Origin of the sequence: Fictibacillus sp. NPDC058756, assembly GCF_042746035.1 — a bacterium.
GTDB lineage: Bacteria > Bacillota > Bacilli > Bacillales > Fictibacillaceae > Fictibacillus.
Genome location: NZ_JBHYPU010000001.1, coordinates 3,158,673 through 3,179,607 on the forward strand (window position 1 = coordinate 3,158,673; position 20,935 = coordinate 3,179,607).

Here is a 20,935-nt window from a genome sequence, read left to right on the forward strand (position 1 = left end):
ACACATTTACAATAGCTTGTTATTCCTTATCCTGCAAGTCGTTTATTAGTATTTTGATCTGGAAAGCCACACCATTTTTCTTATTAAGCGCAGTTGCTTTACCGCCATGCAGTTCAGCAATCCGTTTTACAATAGCGAGTCCAAGTCCAAACTGGCCCTTGTTACCTTTTCGGAACGGCTGAAAGATTTCTTCTCCTGTCACACCTGTCAATTGCTCTCCATCGTTAAAGACCTCGACGATGAAGTAGCTGCCTTTAAAGAATGCAGATAGCCTGATCGTCTCATTCGCATAACGGAGTGCATTTTGAACCAGATTATCGAGCAAGATACTCCATTGTTCATGATCGCCATTAATCTTGTAATGATTGCCTGTAATTTCAAAGTTTATATCCTCACGCTGATATCTGAACCGCTCAATGATATCTTCAGCCAGATCACCAAACTCAAATGTTTCTTTAGAGAGGACATCAAGCTTCATCGCATCGAGCTTTGTATAATACAGCATATTTTGAACACGCTTTTCCATTCTGTGTGTCTCTTTTAAAATAACGTCCATCATGTCTTCAGTCGTTCCCTTTGGCATGATGCCGTCTTTTACAGACTGTGCATAGCTTTTAATCGTCATGATCGGTGTTTTCAGCTCATGAGATGCATGCTGGATGAACGTTTTTTGTGCATGATCATGCCTCAGAAGATTTTGCCTCATCTCCTCGAACTGTTTTGAGAGTACATAAAACTCGTCATCCCCCTTCCAATGAAAGGGTTCCTGCCAGTTTCTTTTTGCGATCTGCTCAAAACGCTTCCCTAAAATCGTCAGCGGTGACCGAAGATATCTTGCCAGCCAGATCGCTGGAATAATTGAAAAGACACCTGTGAACAGCAGGATTAATACAAGTCTCAGCCACAGTCTGTTAACCATCTGATCACGGTATGTATCCCACATATAAGAGATTAAATAGACGGCTTCACCTTTGGCATTCGTTCCTGTTGAGATCACATAAAATAGAGTTGCGCCTTCATATGTTAACTCATATCTGCCTTTATTCACTTTTTGCTCATAGGCCTTTTCCGCCATCTCAACTAATACTTCTTGAGGAACTGGATCGCCTTGAGAATTGGCATACTGATCTATAATTAAAAAATGCCCGACAGACCTTTCAGCATTTCGCCTTTCAATAAAATCAACCGATGACTCCCCTTTTTGAGGAAACTGCTTTTGAGGATCACGCACTTTCTGCTGCTCGTTTTCGATGATTCTGTATGTTTCCTCTGTCAGCGTATCTTTAATGGACAGCGGATAGATAATAGCTGTCAATAAACCGATCGTAAACAGAAGCAGCCCGAACGAAAGCCAGATGCGCTGCGTCAGATTTAATCGAATCATGATGGGATGATCCTATATCCAGCACCATAGACGGTTTCCAAGTTCAGCCGCGGCATCTTCTTGCGTACACGTCTGATCACATCATCTACAGCCCGTTCAGAACCGAAGTAATCGTCTCCCCAAACATATTCCAGAATCTCTTCTCTTTTTCTTGACTTGCCTTTGTTTTCAATCAAATAGAGCAGAACGTCTATTTCTTTTCCAGTTAAACTAATGATATCTCCATCCCGTGTGATTCTTCTGGAGATCGGATCAATCGTATACCCAGTTATCTCAATGATCTGCGGCATTCTGTTGCCTGTTTCATAGACTCTTGTTAAAAGTTTCTTAACACGAATTACAAGTTCCCTTGGCATGAAAGGTTTAGCGAGATAATCATCACTTCCGAGCTCAAGACCCACGATCCGGTCGAGGTCCTGATCTCTTGCCGAGATGAAAATGACGGGTATATCGGAATTCTTTTTAATTTCTTTAATAATTTCATAGCCATCCATACCTGGAAGCATAATATCTAAAATCCAAAGATGCGGAGGGGATCCTTCAGAATTCTTTAATGCTTCTTCTCCATTGTGGTAAACAGAAACATTCCAACCCTCTTTTTCCATGTAGGCTTTTAGGACATGTGAAAGATCTTGCTCATCCTCTACTAAGTAAATCGTATACTCATTTGACATGTGCATTCCCCTCCTTAAATTATTTTGGCTGTTTTCACATACAACTTGTAAATGATGAGAATAGAAATAGCCAAAAGCAACAATCCTTTAGAAAAGAGCGATTATTTTTCAGCCAAAACAGAACCCTCTGGCCAGTGGATAAAAGGAACATTTGGCACAAGCGGCTCTAAATGCGAGTGGCAAGTAAAAAAGAGAACCTGCCTGTCCCGTGCAATTTCTTGAATCAATGACAGCGTGCGACGTGTTCTGTTTTGATCGAAATTCACTGCAATATCATCCATAAATATCGGGAATTCTGCTGGACCGGCATTCGCTGCAACAGCAAGCCTGATCGCTAAATAAACTTGTTCTGCGGTCCCCCGGCTTAATTCATGCGGATAAAAGCGAGTTCCATCCCCTTTTAACACGACTAGTTCATTTGCATCCGTAAATAAAATAGATTGATATTCACCTTCTGTTATTTTACTAAAATAACCACTCGAAGTCTCTAATACTGCTGGAAGCTTCGTTTGCTGGTAGTCTTCTTTCACCTTCTGCATTGCATGCTGAGCAAGACGCAGGCTTGCCCACTTCTTAACAAGAAGATTCCATTCATCCTTTAATAGTTCATATCGGTGCAAGTGCTCCGAGTAGGTGCCATCCTCTAGAAGATTTTTCAATTCCCAATGCAGTTTCGCTCTGTCTTCTGTTGCAGCGGTGTGCTCATTTTTCTGAAATTCTTCTTTTCTTTCAAGATCCTCAAAAAGCTGAACAGTTTCTTCGTATTTCTCAGTCATCTTTTCAGCCATGCTTTCAATCACATGAGGTTCAAATCCTAATGACTGCAGCTGATTGTTTAGTGCATCCCGCTCAATAGATATCTTTGTAAAGGCGGCAGTTCTTTTGCCTATATCGTAATAAGCTTCTTCTGAATCAGCTTCAGCTTCATTCCATAGTTCGGCTATTCGATCGTTAATGTTCTGAATTTGATTTAATAGAGAGCCTTTTCGTTCTGATAACTCACTAAAGCTTTTTCTTAAATGCTCACTTTCAGCTTCATTTTTCAACTGGTTTTCAAGTTTTGTATACATCGCTTCGATTATCTTTGAGAAGTCTTCAGCAGCGTCAATCCCCAAGATATCAGCAAGCTTACTAGCTTCATTATTTAAACGGTCGAGTTCTGCTTTTGTATTCTCCAGTTTCTTGATCGCATTTTCTTTTTGTTTCATAACCTCTTTAATTTTCATAAGGCTGCTCATATAGCCTGATAACATCAGCTTCTCTTTATCGCCAGTATATCCATACTGTTCAGCCCATTTTTCTGCTTTTTCATACACTTTTGCTTCTTCTATCTCTAAATAATCAAGCTGTTTTGCAAGCTGCAGGTAAACATTATTCTCGTGCTGAAGTGCTGCTGTTAGTTGAATCCAAAGCTTTCGGTTTTCCTCGTCCTCAAGGAAACGCTGATTAGTTCGGGGCTTACTATCTTGTTGATAAACAGCTTTTTTACCACTGATGAATGCTAGAACACCCGCTAAAAGCAGCAGCACGATCCCCGCGTACATCACCGCTGTGTTTTCCGTAGACCAGCCAGACCAAATCAGAACAACTGCCGAAATAACAGGCAGCATCCAAGCGTATGCAGGAAAAGCTGTCATTTGATTCTTTTTATTTCTTTCTGTTTCATATCTAGCTAACTCTTCATCTGGCAGGAGCAAAGCTTTTCGTTCTGCTTCCTCTTTTTCCAGGTTTTCAAGCTTCACTCTGGAATCTTCTAAATCATCTTCAAATCTTCTCTTTTTCTCCAGAATGGCATTATGCTGTTTCAGGAGCTCCTCTTGCTCTTGGAGAGAAGATAGAGAAAGCGCCAATTCTTTAAGTTCCTCCTGACGCCATGTTTCTCCAATAGCTTCAAGTAATCCTGATTCTTCATCACGCCACTTATCTATCAAGGTGGTAAGCTGTATGAGCTGCTCTTGTAAATGCTCATATTGAGGAAGTTTATTAAACAATTGTTTAATTTCTTTTTGATAAGACAGCATTTGTTCATCTGTTTTTAGAATTTGCTGATCCTTATCTATTTTGAGCAATCGGTTTTCGATGTATTGTAATTCTCCATTTAATAGAGATACTTCTTTTTGCCATTGCTCATATCGCTGAATACCATTTTCCGGAAAAGTCAGCTGAATCTTTCCAAATGACTTTAGTTCGTGATTCAGCTGTTTGTACTTTTCTAAAACAGGACGAAGCTCAAACAAACGTTTAATAGATCTTAGCTCTTTTTGAATATGACCCAGATCTCGGCTTGTTTCGTGCATCCTAGTCTCGAGTGATTCTTTTTGCTTTTCAATTATTTGATAGTTTTCATTTTTTTCCCTAAGCTTTTGCAGGGATTGGTCTGCATTCTTTAACTGCTCCAACTTTTCATTAATAACAGGCTTTTTCCCCGCTTTTTTAAACAAACCGGATTGTTTATTTTCAAAAGTCTGTTCAATTTCCAGAAGGTCTCGATCACCTGAGATCGCCGTGCTAAGCAAGAAGTTACCTAGTTCTTCCGAAGTTAACTTATCGAGCTTCTGCAGCCCATCAAGTCCAAAGCAATACGCTCCCGAAAACAAAGAATGGTCCATTCCGTCTAATAATTGAATCAAAAAAGATTCATCTTTTTGCTGACCTGTTTCATCATAGATCCTTACGTCTCCAGCAGCTTTTGTCCCGGCAACTCTCTCGATTGTCCATATCCCGTGGTTTGTATGTTCAACTGTCATCTTTCCGCCGGCCCGGCTGCCGTTTTTAGGGTCATACTGTCGCTTTGACTGGTTCTTCAAAGGAAAACCGAACAACATACATTTAATAAAATCCATCAATGTTGTTTTCCCTGCTTCATTTTCACCAAACAGCAATTGAAAACCCGAACGTTCCAAAGTAAGTTTACAGTCCTTTAATGCTCCAAAATGATAGATATGCAAAGATACTATTTTCATAACCTCACCTATCCCTTATACAGTTCTGATAATAATAGCTGCTCAGCCTGCTTCTTCACATCTTCCCAATCCTCTTCATCGAGTGAAAGGAATTTCCTTGCCGTTCTATGTGTCTTCAATTCAGACAAAGCAGTTTCAAGCTCTCGATCGTCTTGCAGAACGTTCATAATATCTAGAAAAAATTGAGACTCCTTAATAGTTAACTCATCTTGGATAGCAGGACGAACATCATTTTTTAATGAAACAGTATGCACGAACGAAATCTCTGCATTCTCTTCTCGCAATATCTCCTCAAGGTCTTCTAAGAAAACCCCATCCAATAGTTCTTCATATAGGGGTGTAGGCCCAGTTAATCGAATCGTAAGGAATATGCCTTTATGCGGATGTCTGTATGTATCTTTTATTTTTTCGCAAAGTGTAATAACTTCCTGTAAATTTTCGGCCGCATCACATTCGATCATGGCTTCATGCCACTCAATATCTGAAGTCGCATGAAAAACGCTCGTGGCCTGGTTGCCGTTAAGAGTAACGATATAACCGCCTTTTTCACCTGTTTCACCGCTATGTCTACCCTGAATGTTTCCCGAATAACGGATAGGGGGATCATCATTAATATCCATTTTTTTATGAATATGTCCAAGAGCCCAGTAATCATAGCCCTTCTTCAAAAGCTCAGATAATAAAAATGGAGCATAACGGCTATGTCCGCTATATCTGTCCGCTTGTCCGTGCAAAATACCGATATGGTACAGTTCGTCTTGTTTTTCTGGAAAATGAATTGTACGGTTGTCCGTTACAGCTGATGTTTCATAACTGAACCCATGAAGACAAGCAACCCTTTTCCCTTCTTTTTCATAGCAAAAAGTTTGAATGCTTCTTCCTTGAAAAAAGTGAACATTCTTTGGCCACTCAAGTGAAACCCACTGGCCATCGAGTGGATCATGGTTGCCATGAACGATGTATACTTCTATATGATGAGACTCTAGTTTTGCAAAACAATTTTTTAAAAAGGATTGCGCCTTTAAGCTCCGCTGCCCGCTGTCATAAAGGTCACCGGCGATGATTACAAAATCTACTTCTTCCTGAATTGCTATATCAACAAGCCTATTAAACGACAAAAAAGCACTTTCAAAAAGACGCTTAAGCATCCCTTCCGGCAACGAGGAAAGCCCTTTGAACGGACTGTCTAAATGAAGGTCTGCACAATGTAAAAACTTTATCATTTCACTCATCCTCTTTTTCTACCATTCTTCCCCTCATTTTAACATATATACGAAAGCACGTTCGCTATTTTAAACAACAATTGGAGAGCATTATTTTTTTTACGGTACGTGTTCTTATATTTATTACACGTTCGCCCGTTAGAGATGAACTTTCACCCGTTGAAGTGCTCGTTTCACCCCGACTTGCTCGTGTTCCACCCCAACATCAAGCAGTTTCACCCAGTGACCCTTCCTTTTCTCCTCATCCCCTTTCCTCTTCATTAAAATATTCTCAACAAAAATAAAAAACTGACGCAAAAAGGTATTATTTCTACCTTTTGGGTCAGCTTTCTCTATTTTTACAGTCCAGTTGTATCCTTTTTCTCTTCTTTTGATAAAAGAAGCGCTTGTTTGAATAATTTCAATGACGGCGCGTTGCCGTACATAAGAACTCCTCCGCGATAAACGCGTGCACCAATTACTGCAAACAGCAAAATAGCCCCGATTAATACGCTGATTCCAAGTGCTGTTTCCCAGACTGGCAGCGAAAGCATACCTACACGTAGCAGCATGAGCATCGGTGTAAACAGCGGGAAGTATGAAGCCGCTGCTACAAATCCAGACTCTGGATTCTCTCTGCCGTACATCGCAATCATAAAGGCAGCCACAATCACGATAACCACTGGAGTCATTAAATTGTTTACTTCTTCTACTCTGCTGATCAATGAACCCATCATGGCAAAGAGAGTAGCATAAAGGAAGAATCCTAAAATAAAGAAAACGAGAGCATAAACGATTAATGAAATTGGTATTTCGTTGAGCTTCAGCTCCTGGATAATACTTTCGCTTCCGCTAAGATTTTCGTTTAATTTTACCGCCGCAAATCCTCCGGCTACAAAAAGTGCAAGCTGAGTAAGCGCGATAAGAACGATACCGAAGATTTTACCAAACATCTGTGTTACGGGTGATACAGATGAAATCAAAATCTCCATTACCCTTGAGGACTTTTCCGTTGCCACTTCAACCGCGATCATACTGCCGTACATCATGACAGACATATACATGAAAAACAGAACAACATAAACAAGGATATAGACTTGTGCTGCTTCTTCTTCACTTTTAGCCGTTGTAGACAATGACTCTTTTTCAAATGATACCGGCAGATAGATGGCTGCAAGCTGTTCCTGATTCAATCCGATTGACTCAGCTGCTGATTTATTTTTGATCTGCTGCAATGCCATCTCTATATCAGAAATCAGACTCTGCTGTGTTACGTCTTCAGCTTTATACATACCTGTTATGATTCCTGAAGCATCTTTATCTAAGATCAAAAGACCATCCAGTTTACCTTCAATAACCGCTTTTTCAGCATCACTTTCTGATTTCGTGTATGCTTCAGCTTTCAGATCATCTCCTGCTTGTTCTAACTGCGCTTGAAGAGCCGGGAGTGTATTGCCTGTTTTATCGATTACGCCTACCTTTGATTCTTCATCTCCACCGAACACTTTTGTAATCTCATTCATGTTCGTTACTACAAATAACAAGGCGATGGTAATAAGAGTCGTGATCAAGAACGGTTTTGATTTAATCTTAGAGCGGTATGTATGCATCATTACCGTAATGAATTTACTCATGAACCACACCTACCTTTTCAATGAAAATATCGTTTAATGATGGTTCTTCGAGTTCAAACTTTCTAACAAATCCTTTGGACTTGATCGCTTGGAACAAGTCATGTGCAACTTCTTCCCGTTCAACTTGCAGTGTAATGCCATCTGCAGTCATGCGGTGCTTCAAAACGCCGCTTGTATCTTTTAAATAAGCAAGATCAAAATCTGCTTTTACCGACACATTTTTCTTTCCAAAAGATCTCTTAATCTCTTTTAAATTGCCCTGTACGACTGATGCCCCTCTATGCATGATGCACAAATGCTGACACAGTTCCTCTACGTGCTCCATTCTGTGACTGGAGAACACAATAGTCGTACCTTCTTTTTTCAATTCATGAACAGCACTCTTTAGAAGTTCAACATTTACGGGATCCAGTCCGCTGAACGGTTCATCCAAGATTAATAGTTCAGGACGATGAATAACTGCCGCAATAAACTGTATTTTTTGCTGATTTCCTTTTGAAAGAGATTCTACTTTTTTATTCAAGTATTCTTCCGCTCCAAATCGCTTTAACCATTTATTAGTTTGTTCTTGAATGAGCGAACGAGACATTCCCCGAAGCTGTCCTAAATAGATTAACTGCTCCCGTACTGTAAGTTTGGGATAAAGACCTCTTTCTTCGGGTAAATAACCAACAAGATCACTTGTTTGATAAGATATTTCTTTATGATTCCAAGTAATCTTGCCCTGAGTAGGAGTCAATAAACCGAGAATCATTCTGAATGTTGTTGTTTTACCAGCACCGTTTGCACCTAACAAACCGAAAATTTCACCTTTAGGAATTTCTAAATTTAATCCTTTTACCGCAGCAAAAGAACCGAACTGTTTACGGACGTCTTTAATAGTTAACATCAACTTCCCTCCCCGTTGTAAAATATACCATATTCTACCTTATACGTATCGTGTAATCCTAAGTTTCACACAATTTATTGATGATTTGGCAGGAAAAATCCGTCGAATGTTGAAATCACTTTTTAGATAAGAAAGGAGCTAGACTTTTCATGAATACATATGCATTAACTGCCTACGAAAAGAACGGTGAAAAGATATTGGATGAAGCCATTACGGCATCAAATGATTCTGAAGCAAAACAACGTGGAGAAGCCCGTCTGGCTGAATTAAACATGCAAGAAAAAACGCATCGTCTGACTTCACCAAAGGGACAGCTGCTTCTTTTCCATCGCTAATGAAACTCATGGAAACGAGGGGAAAAACAGTGAGTGAAGTTATAATTCGAGAAGCACGCTATGAGGACAGTTATGAACTTTCTTTATTAATGGGTGAACTTGGCTACCCCACTGCTCCTGAAGAAATGACAGAGCGATTAGAAACGCTGCTTCCTAACGAAGCATATGCTTGTTTTGTAGCCTGCATAAACGATCAAGTTATTGGCATGATCGGTCTGACAAAAGGAATTTACTTCGAGAAAAATGGCTGCTATGCGAGGATCTCAGCGCTTGTCGTGAGTGAAGAATTCAGAGGCAACGGCATTGGTAAACAGCTTGTATACTATGGAGAAGAATGGGCAAAAGAACAAGGGGCAACTTCCATCTTGCTGAATAGCGGAAAACACCGGACTGATACTCATGATTTTTACCGGAGTTTAGATTATGATGATACAGGGCTTCGATTTATAAAAGTAATGCTTTAAAGTGGTTGATTTCCGTTCCAGGTTGCTTCGCTTTCCGCGGGGCGTGCGGTGAGCCCCTTGCCGCTTTGCGCCCTTAGGAGTCTCACCTGTCCCACTGATCCCGCAGGACAAGGAAGGCTTCGACAGCGATACATCGCACGAAGAAAATGTGATTTTCATTTTCGAGGAGTCTCGCACCTTACACTCCAATCAACTTGCTAAAGAAGTAAATACAAAAACACAAAAACAACAAACTTTTAGAAAAAAAAAAAAAAATAAAAGAAAACCGGGTGCTGGATCGTTGCACCCGGTTTTCTTCTATTTTCCGATCATTTTATTGACCCCGTAATGTCTATGTTGTCTATTTAAGATTAACCCACACACTCTTAACTTCAGTGTAGTTGTTCAAAGCATAAGATCCCATTTCACGGCCGATACCTGATTGCTTGTATCCGCCAAATGGTGATGCAGCATCAAACGCATTATAGCAGTTCACCCAAACTGTACCTGCACGTAGCTTGCTAGAGACATAGTGAGCTGTTTTTAAATTCTCTGTCCATAGTCCTGCAGCAAGACCATACTCAGAATCGTTCGCACGAGCGATAACATCATCCAAGTCATCAAACGGCATCGCCGCAACAACTGGTCCAAAGATTTCTTCTTTTGCGATCGTCATCTTATCATCAACGTCAGCAAAAATCGTAGGCTCTACGAAATATCCCTTATCAAAAGGAACAGATCCTCCTGAAAGAAGCTCAGCACCCTCATCTTTACCTTTTTGGATATAGCTAAGAACGCGGTTATGCTGTTCTTGAGATACTAGAGGTCCCATTGTTGTTTCAGGATCAAGTCCAGGTCCCTGTTTGATCTTTTTAGCGTGTGACACAAGATCAGCTACTACGTTATCAAACGATTTTTTCTGGATATATAAACGAGATCCCGCACAGCAAACTTGTCCCTGGTTGAACATGATTCCGCTTAATGCCCCTGGAACTGCACGGCTCATGTCAGCATCCGGCAAGATAATGTTCGGCGACTTACCACCAAGCTCTAATGTAACACGCTTCAATGAGTTAGAAGCATTACGCATAATCAGCTTACCAACTTCAGTTGATCCAGTAAATGCGATCTTGTCCACATTTGGATGGTCAACTAGAGCTGCTCCAGTTTCACCAGCACCTGTTACAACGTTAAGCACGCCTTCAGGGAAGCCAGCTTCTTGAGCTAATTTTGCAAGGTATAATGCAGAAAGCGGAGTTTGTTCTGCAGGCTTTAATATAACTGTACATCCAGTCGCTAGTGCTGCTCCAAGCTTCCAAGCCGCCATTAATAATGGGAAATTCCAAGGAATGATTTGTCCAACTACACCTAGTGCTTCGTGGCGTGTATAGTTGAAAAAGCTTCCTGCAACAGGAATAGTCTGTCCAACAATCTTTGTTGACCATCCTGCATAGTAACGGAAATGCTCAATTGCCAACGGAACGTCTGCGTTCATCGTTTCTCCGATCGGCTTACCGTTGTCCAATGTATCAAGCTGTGCTAATTCTTCTTTATTCTCTTCCATTAAGTCAGCTAGTTTGTAAATTAAGTAACTGCGCTTTGATGCAGGCATCTTTGACCAGTATCCAGTTTCGAATGCTGCTCTAGCAGCTTTTACTGCCTTATCAATGTCTTCTGGTCCACCTTCTGAAACCACTGCAAGTACATCGCCAGTTGAAGGGTTTAATGTTTCAAATGTTTTTCCGCTTGCTGAGGAGACCCATTCTCCATTGATAAAATGTTTTTTTGTTCCGTTCAGGAACTCGGCCACCTTTGGTTTTAATTGTAGGTCTAATGTTTTTTCCATTTGAATCCTCCCTTTACTAAGTGAATCTTACGTAAATAATATTCGGCACGATTCATGAAAACCCTTTCATTTTCTACAATTGTAATAAAAATGAAACGTTTTTGACTAATTTCGGCAATGGGATGTCGGAAAATAATAGTTATTGTTGAAGGATGATGGTTAGGCTTGGAGGGATGAATAACCTCATGGCGAGCATAAATCTCTCAAGACGAGCATATATCCATCAAGGCGAGCATAAATCCCTCAAGGCGAGCAAAAACTCCCCCGAGCGCGAATAAATCCCTAAAAGCACCTTCCTTCATACAAAAAAGAACCCTCTCTGGACACTAGCATCCATAAAAGGCTCTCTTTTTCTCTAAACTCGTTATCTTTTCAGCGTTTGGAAACGCATTTGCTTTCGGAATACTTCTTTTACCATGTACGGAACGCCTAGCTGATCGTTTGTGCGTGTGATCCACTTCGCTTTCTTCTTTACTTCATCAGGTGCATTGCCCATCGCCACACCTAACCCCACAAACTCGATCATATCCATATCATTGTAAGAGTCACCGATCGCCACCATTTCATTAGGTGCGATCCCAAGCTTCTCGCCTAAGAACCGCAGTGCATTCCCTTTTGTTACTTTTTTCGCTGTAATCTCCAGCTGGCATTTCGTTGAAGAGGAATACTCAAAGTCTGGCATTTGTTCTTTCAAATACTTAATAGCTGATTCACATTCTTTTTCATCAAAAAACTGAACATCCATCTTAGGCGGTGAAACTTCTTGTGATAATACGTAATCTCCGAGGTTCTCTGTAAAAGAAACAGGATAAAACAGTGGGTCGCCAGTGCTTAATGTTAACTTTGCAACAAGCTGGCTTTTTTGTTTCAGCTGATTTCCGATTGAAAAACGTTCATGCACAACTCGCATATGACATTCGTAGTTCTCGAGTATATCTACAATTCTGTAGGTATCCTCCACTGACAGCCGATTTTCCTGAAGCGGTTCGTCAAGAGATGAAGCAATGAAACCGCCATTATGGCTGATGAGATAATTGTTGATCTTTAGTGCCTTGGCTATCTTTTGTGTAGATGGAAAGCTCCTTCCCGAAGCGAGTGTGACATAGACCCCTTTTTGCTGCACATAATCAATGGCTTCTTTCGTTTCTTTATCGATGCGGAAATTGCTTCGCAGTAGGGTTCCGTCGATGTCAATCGCCAGTAAACGGTATACCATGTTGCTCCCCCCATTTCGCGAAAATAAAGTATAAGAACTCGAGTTAAGTCTATGACCTTTAAACATGCTTTAGAACGCTGACAAGCCTATAAACTTATACACATACAAAAACCCCTGTTTCTATTTAAGAAACAGGGGTTCATATCTACGAACGATTATTGCTGTTGTCCATCTTCTTCAACCATTGGACCATAAAGCTCTTCCAGCGGTTTTGTAATAACTTTATTCAGATCATTAATAATCATGCTCATGCGCTGTTCAGCAGCCATAAGCTTTGAGATCGTCTCGTTTTGCTGAACGTCAGCGAATAGCTTTTGAGCTTCTTCAATTTCTTCTTGCGTAACTTCTTGGCCGCTCATTTGCTTCTGCTGAAGATCTACTTGAATATCGCGGAATTTGCCAAACAGTTCTTTTGTTTCCGGATTATTATTAACTTCATCATAGCTATTTTTTAAAGCTTGGAAGTCTTCACTGTTTCTTAATGCTTTTTCTAGATCGTATGCAACATCATATACGTTTGCCATTGGTAAAATACCTCCCATGAATTAAAGTACGGTACCCACTATAACAGACTCTACAAAAATAGTACAAGGATACCCTGAAACAGACCAATAATTCCGCCTAAAAGTGCTCCGAGCCACGTAATCATCTTCAATTCACTTTTTGCAATCGATATAATGATTTCCTCTAATCGCTCAAGTGAAAACGTCTCAACTTGCTCTTCCACAATTTTGGCCAAATGCATCTTTTCAAGAAGCACGTCAAGTCTTGATCCAAATAGATCCAAACCAGCAGCAACTGCTTTTGGTGTTAGTTCATCAATCAGCCAGTTTTCGAATGTTTCTCCCAAAGTACTGAGAGGAGTGTTTAAATATTCTTCGACCGGCAGTCTTTCCGTAATTTCTTTTGCCAGTCCTGCCGTAATATCCGGCATGTTCAGCAACGCAACAGCTTCTCCCATTCTTTTTTCCATAAAACCGCGGTATTCTTGCTGAAGCAGATTAAGCAATGTCTCACGAGTATTTTCATGTTTTAAAAATTTCATAAGTTCTGGCTGTACCTTTTCAGCAATGCTAACGTTTCCGAAGAACATAGAAACCATGTTTACAAGCATGCCCTTATCCATTAGAAATGCGTCAATACCACTCGCTAAAGCCTTTCTGCCTTCTGTGCTCTCTAAATAGTTCACACCTCTATTTAATAGCCAGTCCACAACTTCAGGCAGCTTTTCCTCACATGCTGCTACAAACTTTTCAGGCAGGACATCTCTCATTTCTTTGCTGTCCGATTCCTCGAGCATTTTTTTCATTCTGTTCGCCAGCCAGGTTTCAGTCGTTGTTTGGATACGGCTTTGAACATCTTCAACGCCAAAGTCTTTTTTCAGCAGTTCTTGTATCGTAATGTCACTCTGTAAAAAGCTTTTAACCTCACCTTGGACCAGTTCAACCATCTCTGAGCGAAAACCGGAGTCATTGATTTTCGCCTGCACTCCTTCAGCAGTCAAAAGATGCTTCGTAACTGTTTCTCCTAACTGGACAGCTAACTGATGCCTTCTTTTCGGAATGAGTCCAGGAGTAAAAGGCACTTTGAATTTACCAATATATAACGTATTAAATGGCCGGAATAACATTTTGATGGCAATCAAATTTGTCAAACCGCCAATAAATGCTCCGACAACGACCATGATTGTCAATGTAACCCACATATTCATAGCATTCTCTCCATTACTGCTTAATCTATCTTCTAAGTATACGCCATTATAAAAGCTGCAAGCAATTTGGACTTAAGGCTTACTCTTTATCACCATTGTCCAGAAGCAGATCTACATAATAAAAGCGGTCTTCACCGGTATACATATCTTTTGCGAGCCTGAACTCATCTAACTTATACGCAATAGGAAAAGAAAAGTTCGGTCCGTTAAACACAAATGTATGAAACTCTCCATTTTCTCCGCATATGTCATGTTCAGGAGGATACTCTCGAATAAAATGTTCATCGATCACTCTTCCGGAAAAGGAGGAATCTATTTTAAATGTGTCCACGCAGCAAACTACCGTTTTAAAACCATTTTCCACAAATTCATTTATCAGCTTTTTCGTCTCTTCTCCCCAAATAGGAAAAACAGGGGTTAGTCCTGTTCCTTCAAGCATCTTTTCACGATAGTCTTTAACATCCTCTAAAAAAATATCTCCGAACATAATATAAGAAATGCCATCAGCTATTATTCCATCAACCGCTTCTTCCATTCTCTGCTGATAGATTTCATTTGGGCACTCACACGGTATCCAAACTTTTCTTAGCGGGATGTCTAAGGATTCTGCTTGAGCTTCCAAAAGTCTGTTCCGTACGCCATGCATCGTTGTCCTGTCATAGTCTTCTGTTAACGTGGTCAGCAGCGAATCAACCTCCCACTCACCGGATCTCTGCAATCTATGTAAGGCTAAAACAGAGTCTTTACCCCCGCTGAACGAAACAACAATTTTTTTCTTCATAGATGATCCCCCCACCTTTTTTATAATTTTAAAGGAGGCACCGTGAACGAATAGCCTACCGCTTTCAGTTCTGTTATCAGTTCATCTAGAATTTTTACCGTTTGCTTGAGTTCATGAAGCAGAATGACTGAACCATCCTCAGCATGATTAAGGATGTTATGAACGATATGAACCGGATTTTCTTTATGCTCCCAATCCAATCCCGCTACTTCCCATAAAAACGGTGTAACATCTAACTCCTTCAGAACCTCAAGTGTATCTTCATTAAACTGGCCGTATGGCGGACGAAAATATTTCATCTGCTGACCGGTTAATTGTTCAATATGCCATTTATTTGATTTGATATCGTGAAGCTGTTCCTTATAGCTAAGTCTCGTCAAATCTCTATGCCTGAGGGAATGGCCGCCTATTATGTGGCCATCATCTAACACCCTCTTCCACGGACGACTTTTGTGCAGCAATCGGGACTGCCAGAAGAACATCGCTTTTACTTCATGCTTCTTTAAAATATCTAAAATCGGAACCAATACTGAAGAAGGTCCATCATCGAAAGTCAGAATCAGAGATTTTGATGAACGATCATACCAGTCTCGTTTATTCGTCCATATTTCTTTATTCTCCCAGTCGTACACGACCGTTGATGACGTTACTCAAGGGCATTTTTTCATCTCCCTCTCCTCCTGTTCTTTCAATTCCGTTTTTTAATACAGCATAACATTGCTATAATAATAACAAGCTTTCCCTTGAAAGGATATGAAATAGGATGCTCAATAAACTAAAGAATCACTATAAAGAGACAATGACTACTGACCTTTCAAACCAATCAGGGTATATGTGGTTCACTACACATGCCGGAGAACCGTTTGGCATAAAACAATCTGCAATTACTGATTCAGAAGTACAGCTGCTGAAGAGCATGTTTGATACATATGAAAATGAGTTAGTGCTTCAGGATACACCTGCACAGTTAAGGTGGAAAGAGATCCTTTCAGGTAAAAACAACGTGAATGAACAAGGATTCTATCGTTTTATTCATTTTTTCAGCAAGCAGCCCATACTGGATTACACCTCTTTCTCAGAGGCTGTCAGCGGACTTTTTCCTGAAGAAGCTGTTCTGCTTTTAAATGAAGGCAACAAAAGCGGAGTCATTATTGAAACGTCTAAACAAGAATTTAATGAAACACCTTATGAAGCTTTGAAAGATACATTGTCTACTGATTTTTACATGGATTTGTCAATCTATATTGGTTTATTTCAAACCGATAGAGCGGTGGCAAAAGAAATCTATGATCGTGAAAAAAATGACTTCTTAAGTGTTCAAGGGTACTTGCAGCCTAAAGCAGTTTATACCATTGCCGATCTTTTACCCCTAATGCTGCTTCACAACGCGAGTCCTGACACAAAAAAAACGTTAACAGGACTGCTGGCTGAATGGATGGAAGAAGACAAAGAAACCCTTAATACAATCAAAGTTTTTGTTGAGTGCAACATGAACATTTCTCTTGCAGCAAAGAAACTATACATCCACCGCAACAGCCTGCAGTATCGAGTGGATAAGTTCTTTGATCGAACAGGAATCGATGTAAAACAGTTTAATAATGCCCTTTCTGTGTACATGGCTATATTGTCACTGGAACAGTTATAGTGTTCTCCCTCTTTGTGCAGTTTGCATAAAGAGGGCTTTTTATTTTGGGCATGTCGTCCATTTACGCCGTCATTATGAAAGCGTAAACTTAAAACATCAAGAAAACGTTTACATCGGAAGGGGATTATTAAAATGGCAGGTATTAAGTTAAACAACATCGTTAAACGATATGACAACAAAGTAACAGCTGTACATGACTTCAATCTTGATATTTCTGATAAGGAATTCATCGTATTCGTAGGTCCATCAGGATGTGGTAAATCAACAACTCTTCGTATGATCGCTGGTCTTGAAGAAATTTCTGAAGGTGAACTAGTAATTGACGAGCGCGTTGTAAACGATGTTGCACCAAAAGACCGTGACATCGCGATGGTATTCCAAAACTATGCGCTATATCCTCACATGAACGTATATGACAATATGGCATTCGGCCTTAAGCTGCGTAAGTTCAGCAAAGATGAAATCGATAAGCGTGTTAAAGAAGCGGCTCGTATTCTTGGTCTTGAGCAATACTTAGATCGTAAACCTAAAGCTCTTTCCGGTGGTCAGCGTCAGCGTGTTGCCTTAGGACGTGCAATCGTTCGTGACGCAAAAGTATTCTTAATGGATGAACCTTTATCTAACTTGGATGCTAAACTTCGTGTTCAAATGCGTGCGGAAATCACGAAGCTTCACCAGCGTCTGCAAACAACTACAATTTATGTAACGCATGACCAAACAGAAGCAATGACGATGGCGACTCGTATCGTTGTTATGAAAGACGGGCGCATCCAGCAAGTTGGATCTCCAAAAGAAGTTTATGACACACCTGAAAATATCTTCGTTGGCGGATTTATCGGAAGCCCGGCAATGAACTTCCTGAACGGCACTTTAGAAGACGGTTTCTTTAAGATCGGTGACATGAAGATTGCAGTTCCAGGCGGCAAGATGAAAATCCTTCAGGATAAAGGCTATACAGGGAAAGAAATCGTACTTGGTATTCGCCCTGAAGACATTCATGATGAGCCTGTATTCTTAGAGTCTTCTTCAAACACGAAGATTGATGCGAAAATTGATGTTGCTGAATTAATGGGTGCTGAAACATTCCTTTACTCAACAGTAAGCGGACAAGATTTCATTGCACGTGTTGATTCACGTACCGATATCCGCAACGGACAAAGCATTTCCCTTGCATTCGATATGAATAAAGCGCATTTCTTCGATAAAGAAACAGAACTTCGCATTCGTTAATATACCTTTCTAACAAGCTCTGCTAATTTAAAGCAGGGCTTTTTTTTGTTGTATGAGAACCACACCATCCATAAAATGTAAAAATATGTGATGAAGTCTTGTTTTTATGAGATAACTCTCCATTTTTATGTGACCGTCCTTAATTTTTAAGTGATCATGTATACCCAGTTAAAAAATAGAACAAAATTCCCTGTTATTTTTTTCTTTCTCGGGGAAAATGTTTAATGATTGACGAAAAAGAAAAGGGTTATTACAATTAATTCTATAAAAATTGTCGGGATTAACCCGGCTAGGAGGACTTCTTTTGAAAAATACAGTTAAACTTATGTTGGCACTTGCCCTCTCAGCTATTCTTTTATCAGCATGCGGCACATCTAATGAATCTAAGGATAGCGGCTCTGATAAAGATAAAAAAGTTTTGACGATTGGTACCGAAGCTACATATCCGCCATTCTCATACCGTGACAAAAAAACAAACGACATTACGGGTTATGATGTTGAAGTTGCGAAAGAAGTAGCAAAAAGACTTGATATGAAACCAAAATTTGTAGCAACAGAGTGGAAAAACATGTTTACGTCACTCGACTCAAAGCGTTTTGATCTTGTTGCGAACCAAGTAACAATTACAGATGAAAGAAAACAAAAATATGTTTTCTCGACTCCATATACAGTTTCAGGTGGTCAAGTCATCGTAAACAATGATAATAATGACATTAAAGGCATCGATGACTTAAAAGGAAAAGTAGTTGGAACGACACAAGGAAGCAACTATGCTGCAGAAGCTGAAAAAGCTGGAGCAAAAATAAAGTACTACAAAGGGATCGCACAAGTATTAACTGACCTTGATGTTAATCGTGTTGATGCAGCGATGAATGATCAGCTGTTTATCTTAACTGAACTAAAGAAAACCGATTATAAAGTAAAAGCTGTAGGCGAACCTTTTAACAAAAATGAAATGGCCTTTGCATTCCGAAAAGACGATAAAGAACTTTCTGAAAAGGTTAATAAAGCTCTCGAGGAAATGAAAAAAGACGGCACGTTAAAAAAGATCTCTGAAAAGTATTTTGGAGAAGATGTAAGTGAATAACCTATCAGAGATTCTGATCAACTCCCTCCCCTATTTGCTGGAGGGAGCTGTTTTTACTATCCTCATCAGCTTATTTTCTATTTTGGGAGCACTTATCTTCGGGCTCGGGATCGCCTTGTGCAGAATGTCATCAAGCAAGATTCTTTCGGGGTTTGCTAAAGGATATATTTCCTTTTTTAGAGGAACGCCATTATTAATTCAATTGTTGATTCTTTATAACGGATTTACATTTATTTATGTACCAGAGGGATGGCAAGCTGCATTAGCCGGATTGATCCTGCATTTTAGTGCGTATATCGCCGAATCTTATCGCGGTGCTATTCAATCCATTGAAAAAGGACAATGGGAAGCCGCTTTCTCATTAGGAATGAACCGATATCTGACATATAAAGAAGTCATACTGCCGCAAGCTTGGAGAATATCGATTCCATCTGTATGGAATTCTTTAATCGATATTGTTAAAGCCTCATCTCTTGCTTCTGTCATAACGGTTCCAGAGCTAACACTTATGGCAGATCAGATCAGCGCATCACAGCTGATTGTATTGCCTGTGTTATTAGAGGCTGCGGTTATATATTGGATCTTAACTTCTCTGCTGGATGGTTTAAGAGTTTTACTGGAACGACGTATCAAATTAAGTCAATAAGCTTCATGTCTCTAATAAGGATATGAAGCTTTTTTATGCCCATTCACCAATAAAAAACAGAACCTCCTGATGACAGGAATCACAATAAAAGACATGCGGGCATTGACTGTCTTTAAAATCTGTCGGATAGCCATCTTCCAGCTTCAGTTCATCCACTTCCATGTAAGGACTGTAATCATCAAAAAAATCACTCGCTCTTCCCTGATCTTGGACAGCTCTTCCACATTCAGGACAGCGGACATTTATCGTTTGAAAGTTATTGCATATCGGGCACATTGCCATAATAATTACTCCTATTCGTACAGTCTTCATAAAAAGGAGTGGATTACTCCACCCCTTTACAGCCATGATTTGTATAGTGTTAGCGAGATCCGCCTAATTGTTGTTGTGCCATCGCAACTAAACGCTTCGTCATCTCCCCGCCGACTGAACCGTTAGCACGTGCAGTTGTATCTGGTCCAAGTGTTACACCGAACTCAGATGCAATTTCATACTTCATTTGATCGATAGCCTGTTGTGCACCAGGTACCACTAATTTATTTCTTCTTGCCATTTTGTTTCACCCCCTTATTCATATTGTGTTTCCTTCACAAATTCTGTATGCGCTTCTCTTCCTGGCAATTTATAGTGTTCTTCCCACACAAAAAGGGTTTTTTCATTATTTCTTTGAATGGTTTATACTGAGTTATAGGAAGTTGAAACGAAACAAAGTTGGTGAAATGATGTCAAATGAACATGCAGTTGAAATGTTCCGTAAAACAATCCCTTTATTTCAGGCACTCGGCGACCCCGTCCGGCAAGATCTTGTTTTACTTTTAGCTGAAACAGAAAAAATGAACGTAACAGATATAGCAAATCAATCTCCCATGTCACGTCCGACAGTTTCCCATCATCTAAAGATTTTAAGGGAAGCTGGAATCGTTGGAACAGAAAAACGAGGGAAAGAAATCTTTTACTTTTTAACGCTGGATCAAACAGTAGTGCAGCTTAAACAACTGATTAACATCATCGAACAAGAATGTATTTTATAAAAAGGCAGTGTTTCGTAATTCTAGTCGCTCTTGTAAGTGGTTGATTTCCGCTCCAGGATGCTCGCTTTCCGCGGGGCGTGCGGTGAGCCTCCTCGCGCTTTGCGCGTTCAGGAGTCTCCACCTGACCGCTCGTCCCGCAGGAGTCTCGCACCTTGCGCTCCAATCAACTTGTCAGATGAAGAAAGGTATCAAATTCTTCAAAAACAGCCTAAAAAATG

General features: G+C 40.2%; 21 protein-coding genes. 7 read left to right on the forward strand and 14 right to left on the reverse strand.

Features of this window, described 5'->3' with window-relative positions; translation table 11 throughout:
* Nucleotides 1-19: 19 nt before the first annotated feature.
* From ACFW35_RS16210 to ACFW35_RS16235, 6 genes are all read right to left on the reverse strand, one after another.
* Nucleotides 20-1,384 carry a HAMP domain-containing sensor histidine kinase gene (locus ACFW35_RS16210; protein WP_379847193.1) on the reverse strand — a complete coding sequence of 455 codons (1,365 nt, stop codon included), beginning with the start codon at nt 1,382-1,384 and terminating at the stop codon, nt 20-22.
* Nucleotides 1,381-2,058 (reverse strand): response regulator transcription factor, encoded by a 678-nt coding sequence (locus ACFW35_RS16215; RefSeq protein ID WP_379847195.1) that lies wholly within the window; start codon nt 2,056-2,058, stop codon nt 1,381-1,383. Before ACFW35_RS16215 ends, ACFW35_RS16210 begins: the two co-directional genes overlap by 4 nt.
* 101 nt (nt 2,059-2,159) lie before the next feature.
* Nucleotides 2,160-5,021, reverse strand: a complete 2,862-nt coding sequence (locus ACFW35_RS16220) for an ATP-binding protein (protein WP_379847196.1) — start codon at nt 5,019-5,021, stop codon at nt 2,160-2,162.
* An 8-nt stretch (nt 5,022-5,029) separates the two neighbouring features.
* A complete protein-coding gene (locus ACFW35_RS16225) occupies nt 5,030-6,244 on the reverse strand; it encodes a metallophosphoesterase family protein (protein WP_379847198.1) in 1,215 nt (404 codons plus the stop codon).
* Nucleotides 6,245-6,582: 338 nt separating this feature from the next.
* Nucleotides 6,583-7,857, reverse strand: coding sequence for an ABC transporter permease (locus tag ACFW35_RS16230; protein WP_379847199.1), 1,275 nt, complete (start codon nt 7,855-7,857; stop codon nt 6,583-6,585).
* A complete protein-coding gene (locus ACFW35_RS16235) occupies nt 7,850-8,746 on the reverse strand; it encodes an ABC transporter ATP-binding protein (RefSeq protein ID WP_379847201.1) in 897 nt (298 codons plus the stop codon). Before ACFW35_RS16235 ends, ACFW35_RS16230 begins: the two co-directional genes overlap by 8 nt.
* Nucleotides 8,747-8,895: 149 nt before the next feature.
* Between ACFW35_RS16235 and ACFW35_RS16240 the strand changes: the two genes are divergently transcribed.
* Complete coding sequence (locus ACFW35_RS16240; RefSeq protein ID WP_066286575.1) at nt 8,896-9,081, forward strand: YhzD family protein; 186 nt, start codon at nt 8,896-8,898, stop codon at nt 9,079-9,081.
* Between the two features lie 29 nt (nt 9,082-9,110).
* Nucleotides 9,111-9,545 (forward strand): GNAT family N-acetyltransferase, encoded by a 435-nt coding sequence (locus ACFW35_RS16245; protein ID WP_379832647.1) that lies wholly within the window; start codon nt 9,111-9,113, stop codon nt 9,543-9,545.
* A gap of 340 nt (nt 9,546-9,885) precedes the next feature.
* On the opposite strand, the gene ACFW35_RS16250 is transcribed toward ACFW35_RS16245, so the two are convergent.
* The 6 genes from ACFW35_RS16250 to ACFW35_RS16275 form a co-directional block, all read right to left on the reverse strand.
* Nucleotides 9,886-11,370, reverse strand: coding sequence for an aldehyde dehydrogenase family protein (locus ACFW35_RS16250; RefSeq protein ID WP_379847202.1), 1,485 nt, complete (start codon nt 11,368-11,370; stop codon nt 9,886-9,888).
* Nucleotides 11,371-11,734: 364 nt separating this feature from the next.
* Complete coding sequence (locus ACFW35_RS16255) at nt 11,735-12,586, reverse strand: Cof-type HAD-IIB family hydrolase (protein WP_379847204.1); 852 nt, start codon at nt 12,584-12,586, stop codon at nt 11,735-11,737.
* A gap of 155 nt (nt 12,587-12,741) precedes the next feature.
* Complete coding sequence (locus ACFW35_RS16260; RefSeq protein ID WP_379847205.1) at nt 12,742-13,110, reverse strand: YlbF family regulator; 369 nt, start codon at nt 13,108-13,110, stop codon at nt 12,742-12,744.
* 50 nt (nt 13,111-13,160) lie between these two features.
* Nucleotides 13,161-14,297, reverse strand: coding sequence for a DUF445 domain-containing protein (locus ACFW35_RS16265; RefSeq protein ID WP_379847207.1), 1,137 nt, complete (start codon nt 14,295-14,297; stop codon nt 13,161-13,163).
* Nucleotides 14,298-14,376: 79 nt separating this feature from the next.
* Nucleotides 14,377-15,078, reverse strand: a complete 702-nt coding sequence (locus ACFW35_RS16270) for an ATP-binding protein (RefSeq protein ID WP_379847208.1) — start codon at nt 15,076-15,078, stop codon at nt 14,377-14,379.
* Nucleotides 15,079-15,098: 20 nt separating this feature from the next.
* The gene (locus ACFW35_RS16275) at nt 15,099-15,710 is read right to left on the reverse strand and encodes a polysaccharide deacetylase family protein (RefSeq protein WP_379847210.1); all 612 of its coding nucleotides are present in this window, start codon (nt 15,708-15,710) and stop codon (nt 15,099-15,101) included.
* Nucleotides 15,711-15,841: 131 nt separating this feature from the next.
* Here ACFW35_RS16275 and ACFW35_RS16280 point away from each other — a divergent pair, with 131 nt between their 5' ends.
* The 4 genes from ACFW35_RS16280 (at nt 15,842) to ACFW35_RS16295 (ending at nt 19,686) form a co-directional block, all read left to right on the forward strand.
* Nucleotides 15,842-16,723 (forward strand): PucR family transcriptional regulator, encoded by an 882-nt coding sequence (locus tag ACFW35_RS16280; protein WP_379847211.1) that lies wholly within the window; start codon nt 15,842-15,844, stop codon nt 16,721-16,723.
* A 132-nt stretch (nt 16,724-16,855) separates the two neighbouring features.
* Nucleotides 16,856-17,953 carry an ABC transporter ATP-binding protein gene (locus tag ACFW35_RS16285; protein WP_379832640.1) on the forward strand — a complete coding sequence of 366 codons (1,098 nt, stop codon included), beginning with the start codon at nt 16,856-16,858 and terminating at the stop codon, nt 17,951-17,953.
* A 325-nt stretch (nt 17,954-18,278) separates the two neighbouring features.
* On the forward strand, nt 18,279-19,040 hold the full coding sequence (locus ACFW35_RS16290; RefSeq protein WP_379847540.1) for a transporter substrate-binding domain-containing protein: 762 nt from the start codon (nt 18,279-18,281) through the stop codon (nt 19,038-19,040).
* Entirely contained in the window at nt 19,033-19,686 is a 654-nt protein-coding gene (locus tag ACFW35_RS16295) for an amino acid ABC transporter permease (RefSeq protein ID WP_379847213.1), read from the forward strand. The genes ACFW35_RS16290 and ACFW35_RS16295 overlap by 8 nt, the downstream gene beginning before the upstream one ends.
* 33 nt (nt 19,687-19,719) lie before the next feature.
* Here ACFW35_RS16295 and ACFW35_RS16300 read toward each other — a convergent pair whose 3' ends face one another.
* Both ACFW35_RS16300 and ACFW35_RS16305 read right to left on the reverse strand, forming a co-directional pair.
* The gene (locus tag ACFW35_RS16300) at nt 19,720-19,968 is read right to left on the reverse strand and encodes a hypothetical protein (RefSeq protein WP_379847215.1); all 249 of its coding nucleotides are present in this window, start codon (nt 19,966-19,968) and stop codon (nt 19,720-19,722) included.
* A gap of 79 nt (nt 19,969-20,047) precedes the next feature.
* The gene (locus ACFW35_RS16305; protein WP_066286545.1) at nt 20,048-20,239 is read right to left on the reverse strand and encodes an alpha/beta-type small acid-soluble spore protein; all 192 of its coding nucleotides are present in this window, start codon (nt 20,237-20,239) and stop codon (nt 20,048-20,050) included.
* A gap of 169 nt (nt 20,240-20,408) precedes the next feature.
* On the opposite strand from ACFW35_RS16305, the gene ACFW35_RS16310 reads away from it, so the two are divergent.
* The gene (locus ACFW35_RS16310; RefSeq protein WP_379847542.1) at nt 20,409-20,717 is read left to right on the forward strand and encodes an ArsR/SmtB family transcription factor; all 309 of its coding nucleotides are present in this window, start codon (nt 20,409-20,411) and stop codon (nt 20,715-20,717) included.
* The last annotated feature ends 218 nt before the right edge of the window (nt 20,718-20,935 follow it).

Excerpts from the sequence above, each read along its gene's own strand:
- ACFW35_RS16290 (WP_379847540.1), top strand. The coding sequence starts at position 18,279 with ATGTTGGCACTTGCCCTCTCAGCTATTCTTTTATCAGCATGCGGCACA.
- ACFW35_RS16285 (WP_379832640.1), top strand. The coding sequence starts at position 16,856 with ATGGCAGGTATTAAGTTAAACAACATCGTTAAACGATATGACAACAAA.
- ACFW35_RS16235 (WP_379847201.1), bottom strand. The coding sequence starts at position 8,746 with ATGTTAACTATTAAAGACGTCCGTAAACAGTTCGGTTCTTTTGCTGCG.
- ACFW35_RS16265 (WP_379847207.1), bottom strand. The coding sequence starts at position 14,297 with ATGAATATGTGGGTTACATTGACAATCATGGTCGTTGTCGGAGCATTT.
- ACFW35_RS16215 (WP_379847195.1), bottom strand. The coding sequence starts at position 2,058 with ATGTCAAATGAGTATACGATTTACTTAGTAGAGGATGAGCAAGATCTT.
- ACFW35_RS16210 (WP_379847193.1), bottom strand. The coding sequence starts at position 1,384 with ATGATTCGATTAAATCTGACGCAGCGCATCTGGCTTTCGTTCGGGCTG.
- ACFW35_RS16280 (WP_379847211.1), top strand. The coding sequence starts at position 15,842 with ATGCTCAATAAACTAAAGAATCACTATAAAGAGACAATGACTACTGAC.
- ACFW35_RS16230 (WP_379847199.1), bottom strand. The coding sequence starts at position 7,857 with ATGAGTAAATTCATTACGGTAATGATGCATACATACCGCTCTAAGATT.
- ACFW35_RS16305 (WP_066286545.1), bottom strand. The coding sequence starts at position 20,239 with ATGGCAAGAAGAAATAAATTAGTGGTACCTGGTGCACAACAGGCTATC.
- ACFW35_RS16240 (WP_066286575.1), top strand. The coding sequence starts at position 8,896 with ATGAATACATATGCATTAACTGCCTACGAAAAGAACGGTGAAAAGATA.
- ACFW35_RS16225 (WP_379847198.1), bottom strand. The coding sequence starts at position 6,244 with ATGATAAAGTTTTTACATTGTGCAGACCTTCATTTAGACAGTCCGTTC.
- ACFW35_RS16260 (WP_379847205.1), bottom strand. The coding sequence starts at position 13,110 with ATGGCAAACGTATATGATGTTGCATACGATCTAGAAAAAGCATTAAGA.
- ACFW35_RS16220 (WP_379847196.1), bottom strand. The coding sequence starts at position 5,021 with ATGAAAATAGTATCTTTGCATATCTATCATTTTGGAGCATTAAAGGAC.
- ACFW35_RS16300 (WP_379847215.1), bottom strand. The coding sequence starts at position 19,968 with ATGGCAATGTGCCCGATATGCAATAACTTTCAAACGATAAATGTCCGC.
- ACFW35_RS16250 (WP_379847202.1), bottom strand. The coding sequence starts at position 11,370 with ATGGAAAAAACATTAGACCTACAATTAAAACCAAAGGTGGCCGAGTTC.
- ACFW35_RS16270 (WP_379847208.1), bottom strand. The coding sequence starts at position 15,078 with ATGAAGAAAAAAATTGTTGTTTCGTTCAGCGGGGGTAAAGACTCTGTT.
- ACFW35_RS16310 (WP_379847542.1), top strand. The coding sequence starts at position 20,409 with ATGTCAAATGAACATGCAGTTGAAATGTTCCGTAAAACAATCCCTTTA.
- ACFW35_RS16255 (WP_379847204.1), bottom strand. The coding sequence starts at position 12,586 with ATGGTATACCGTTTACTGGCGATTGACATCGACGGAACCCTACTGCGA.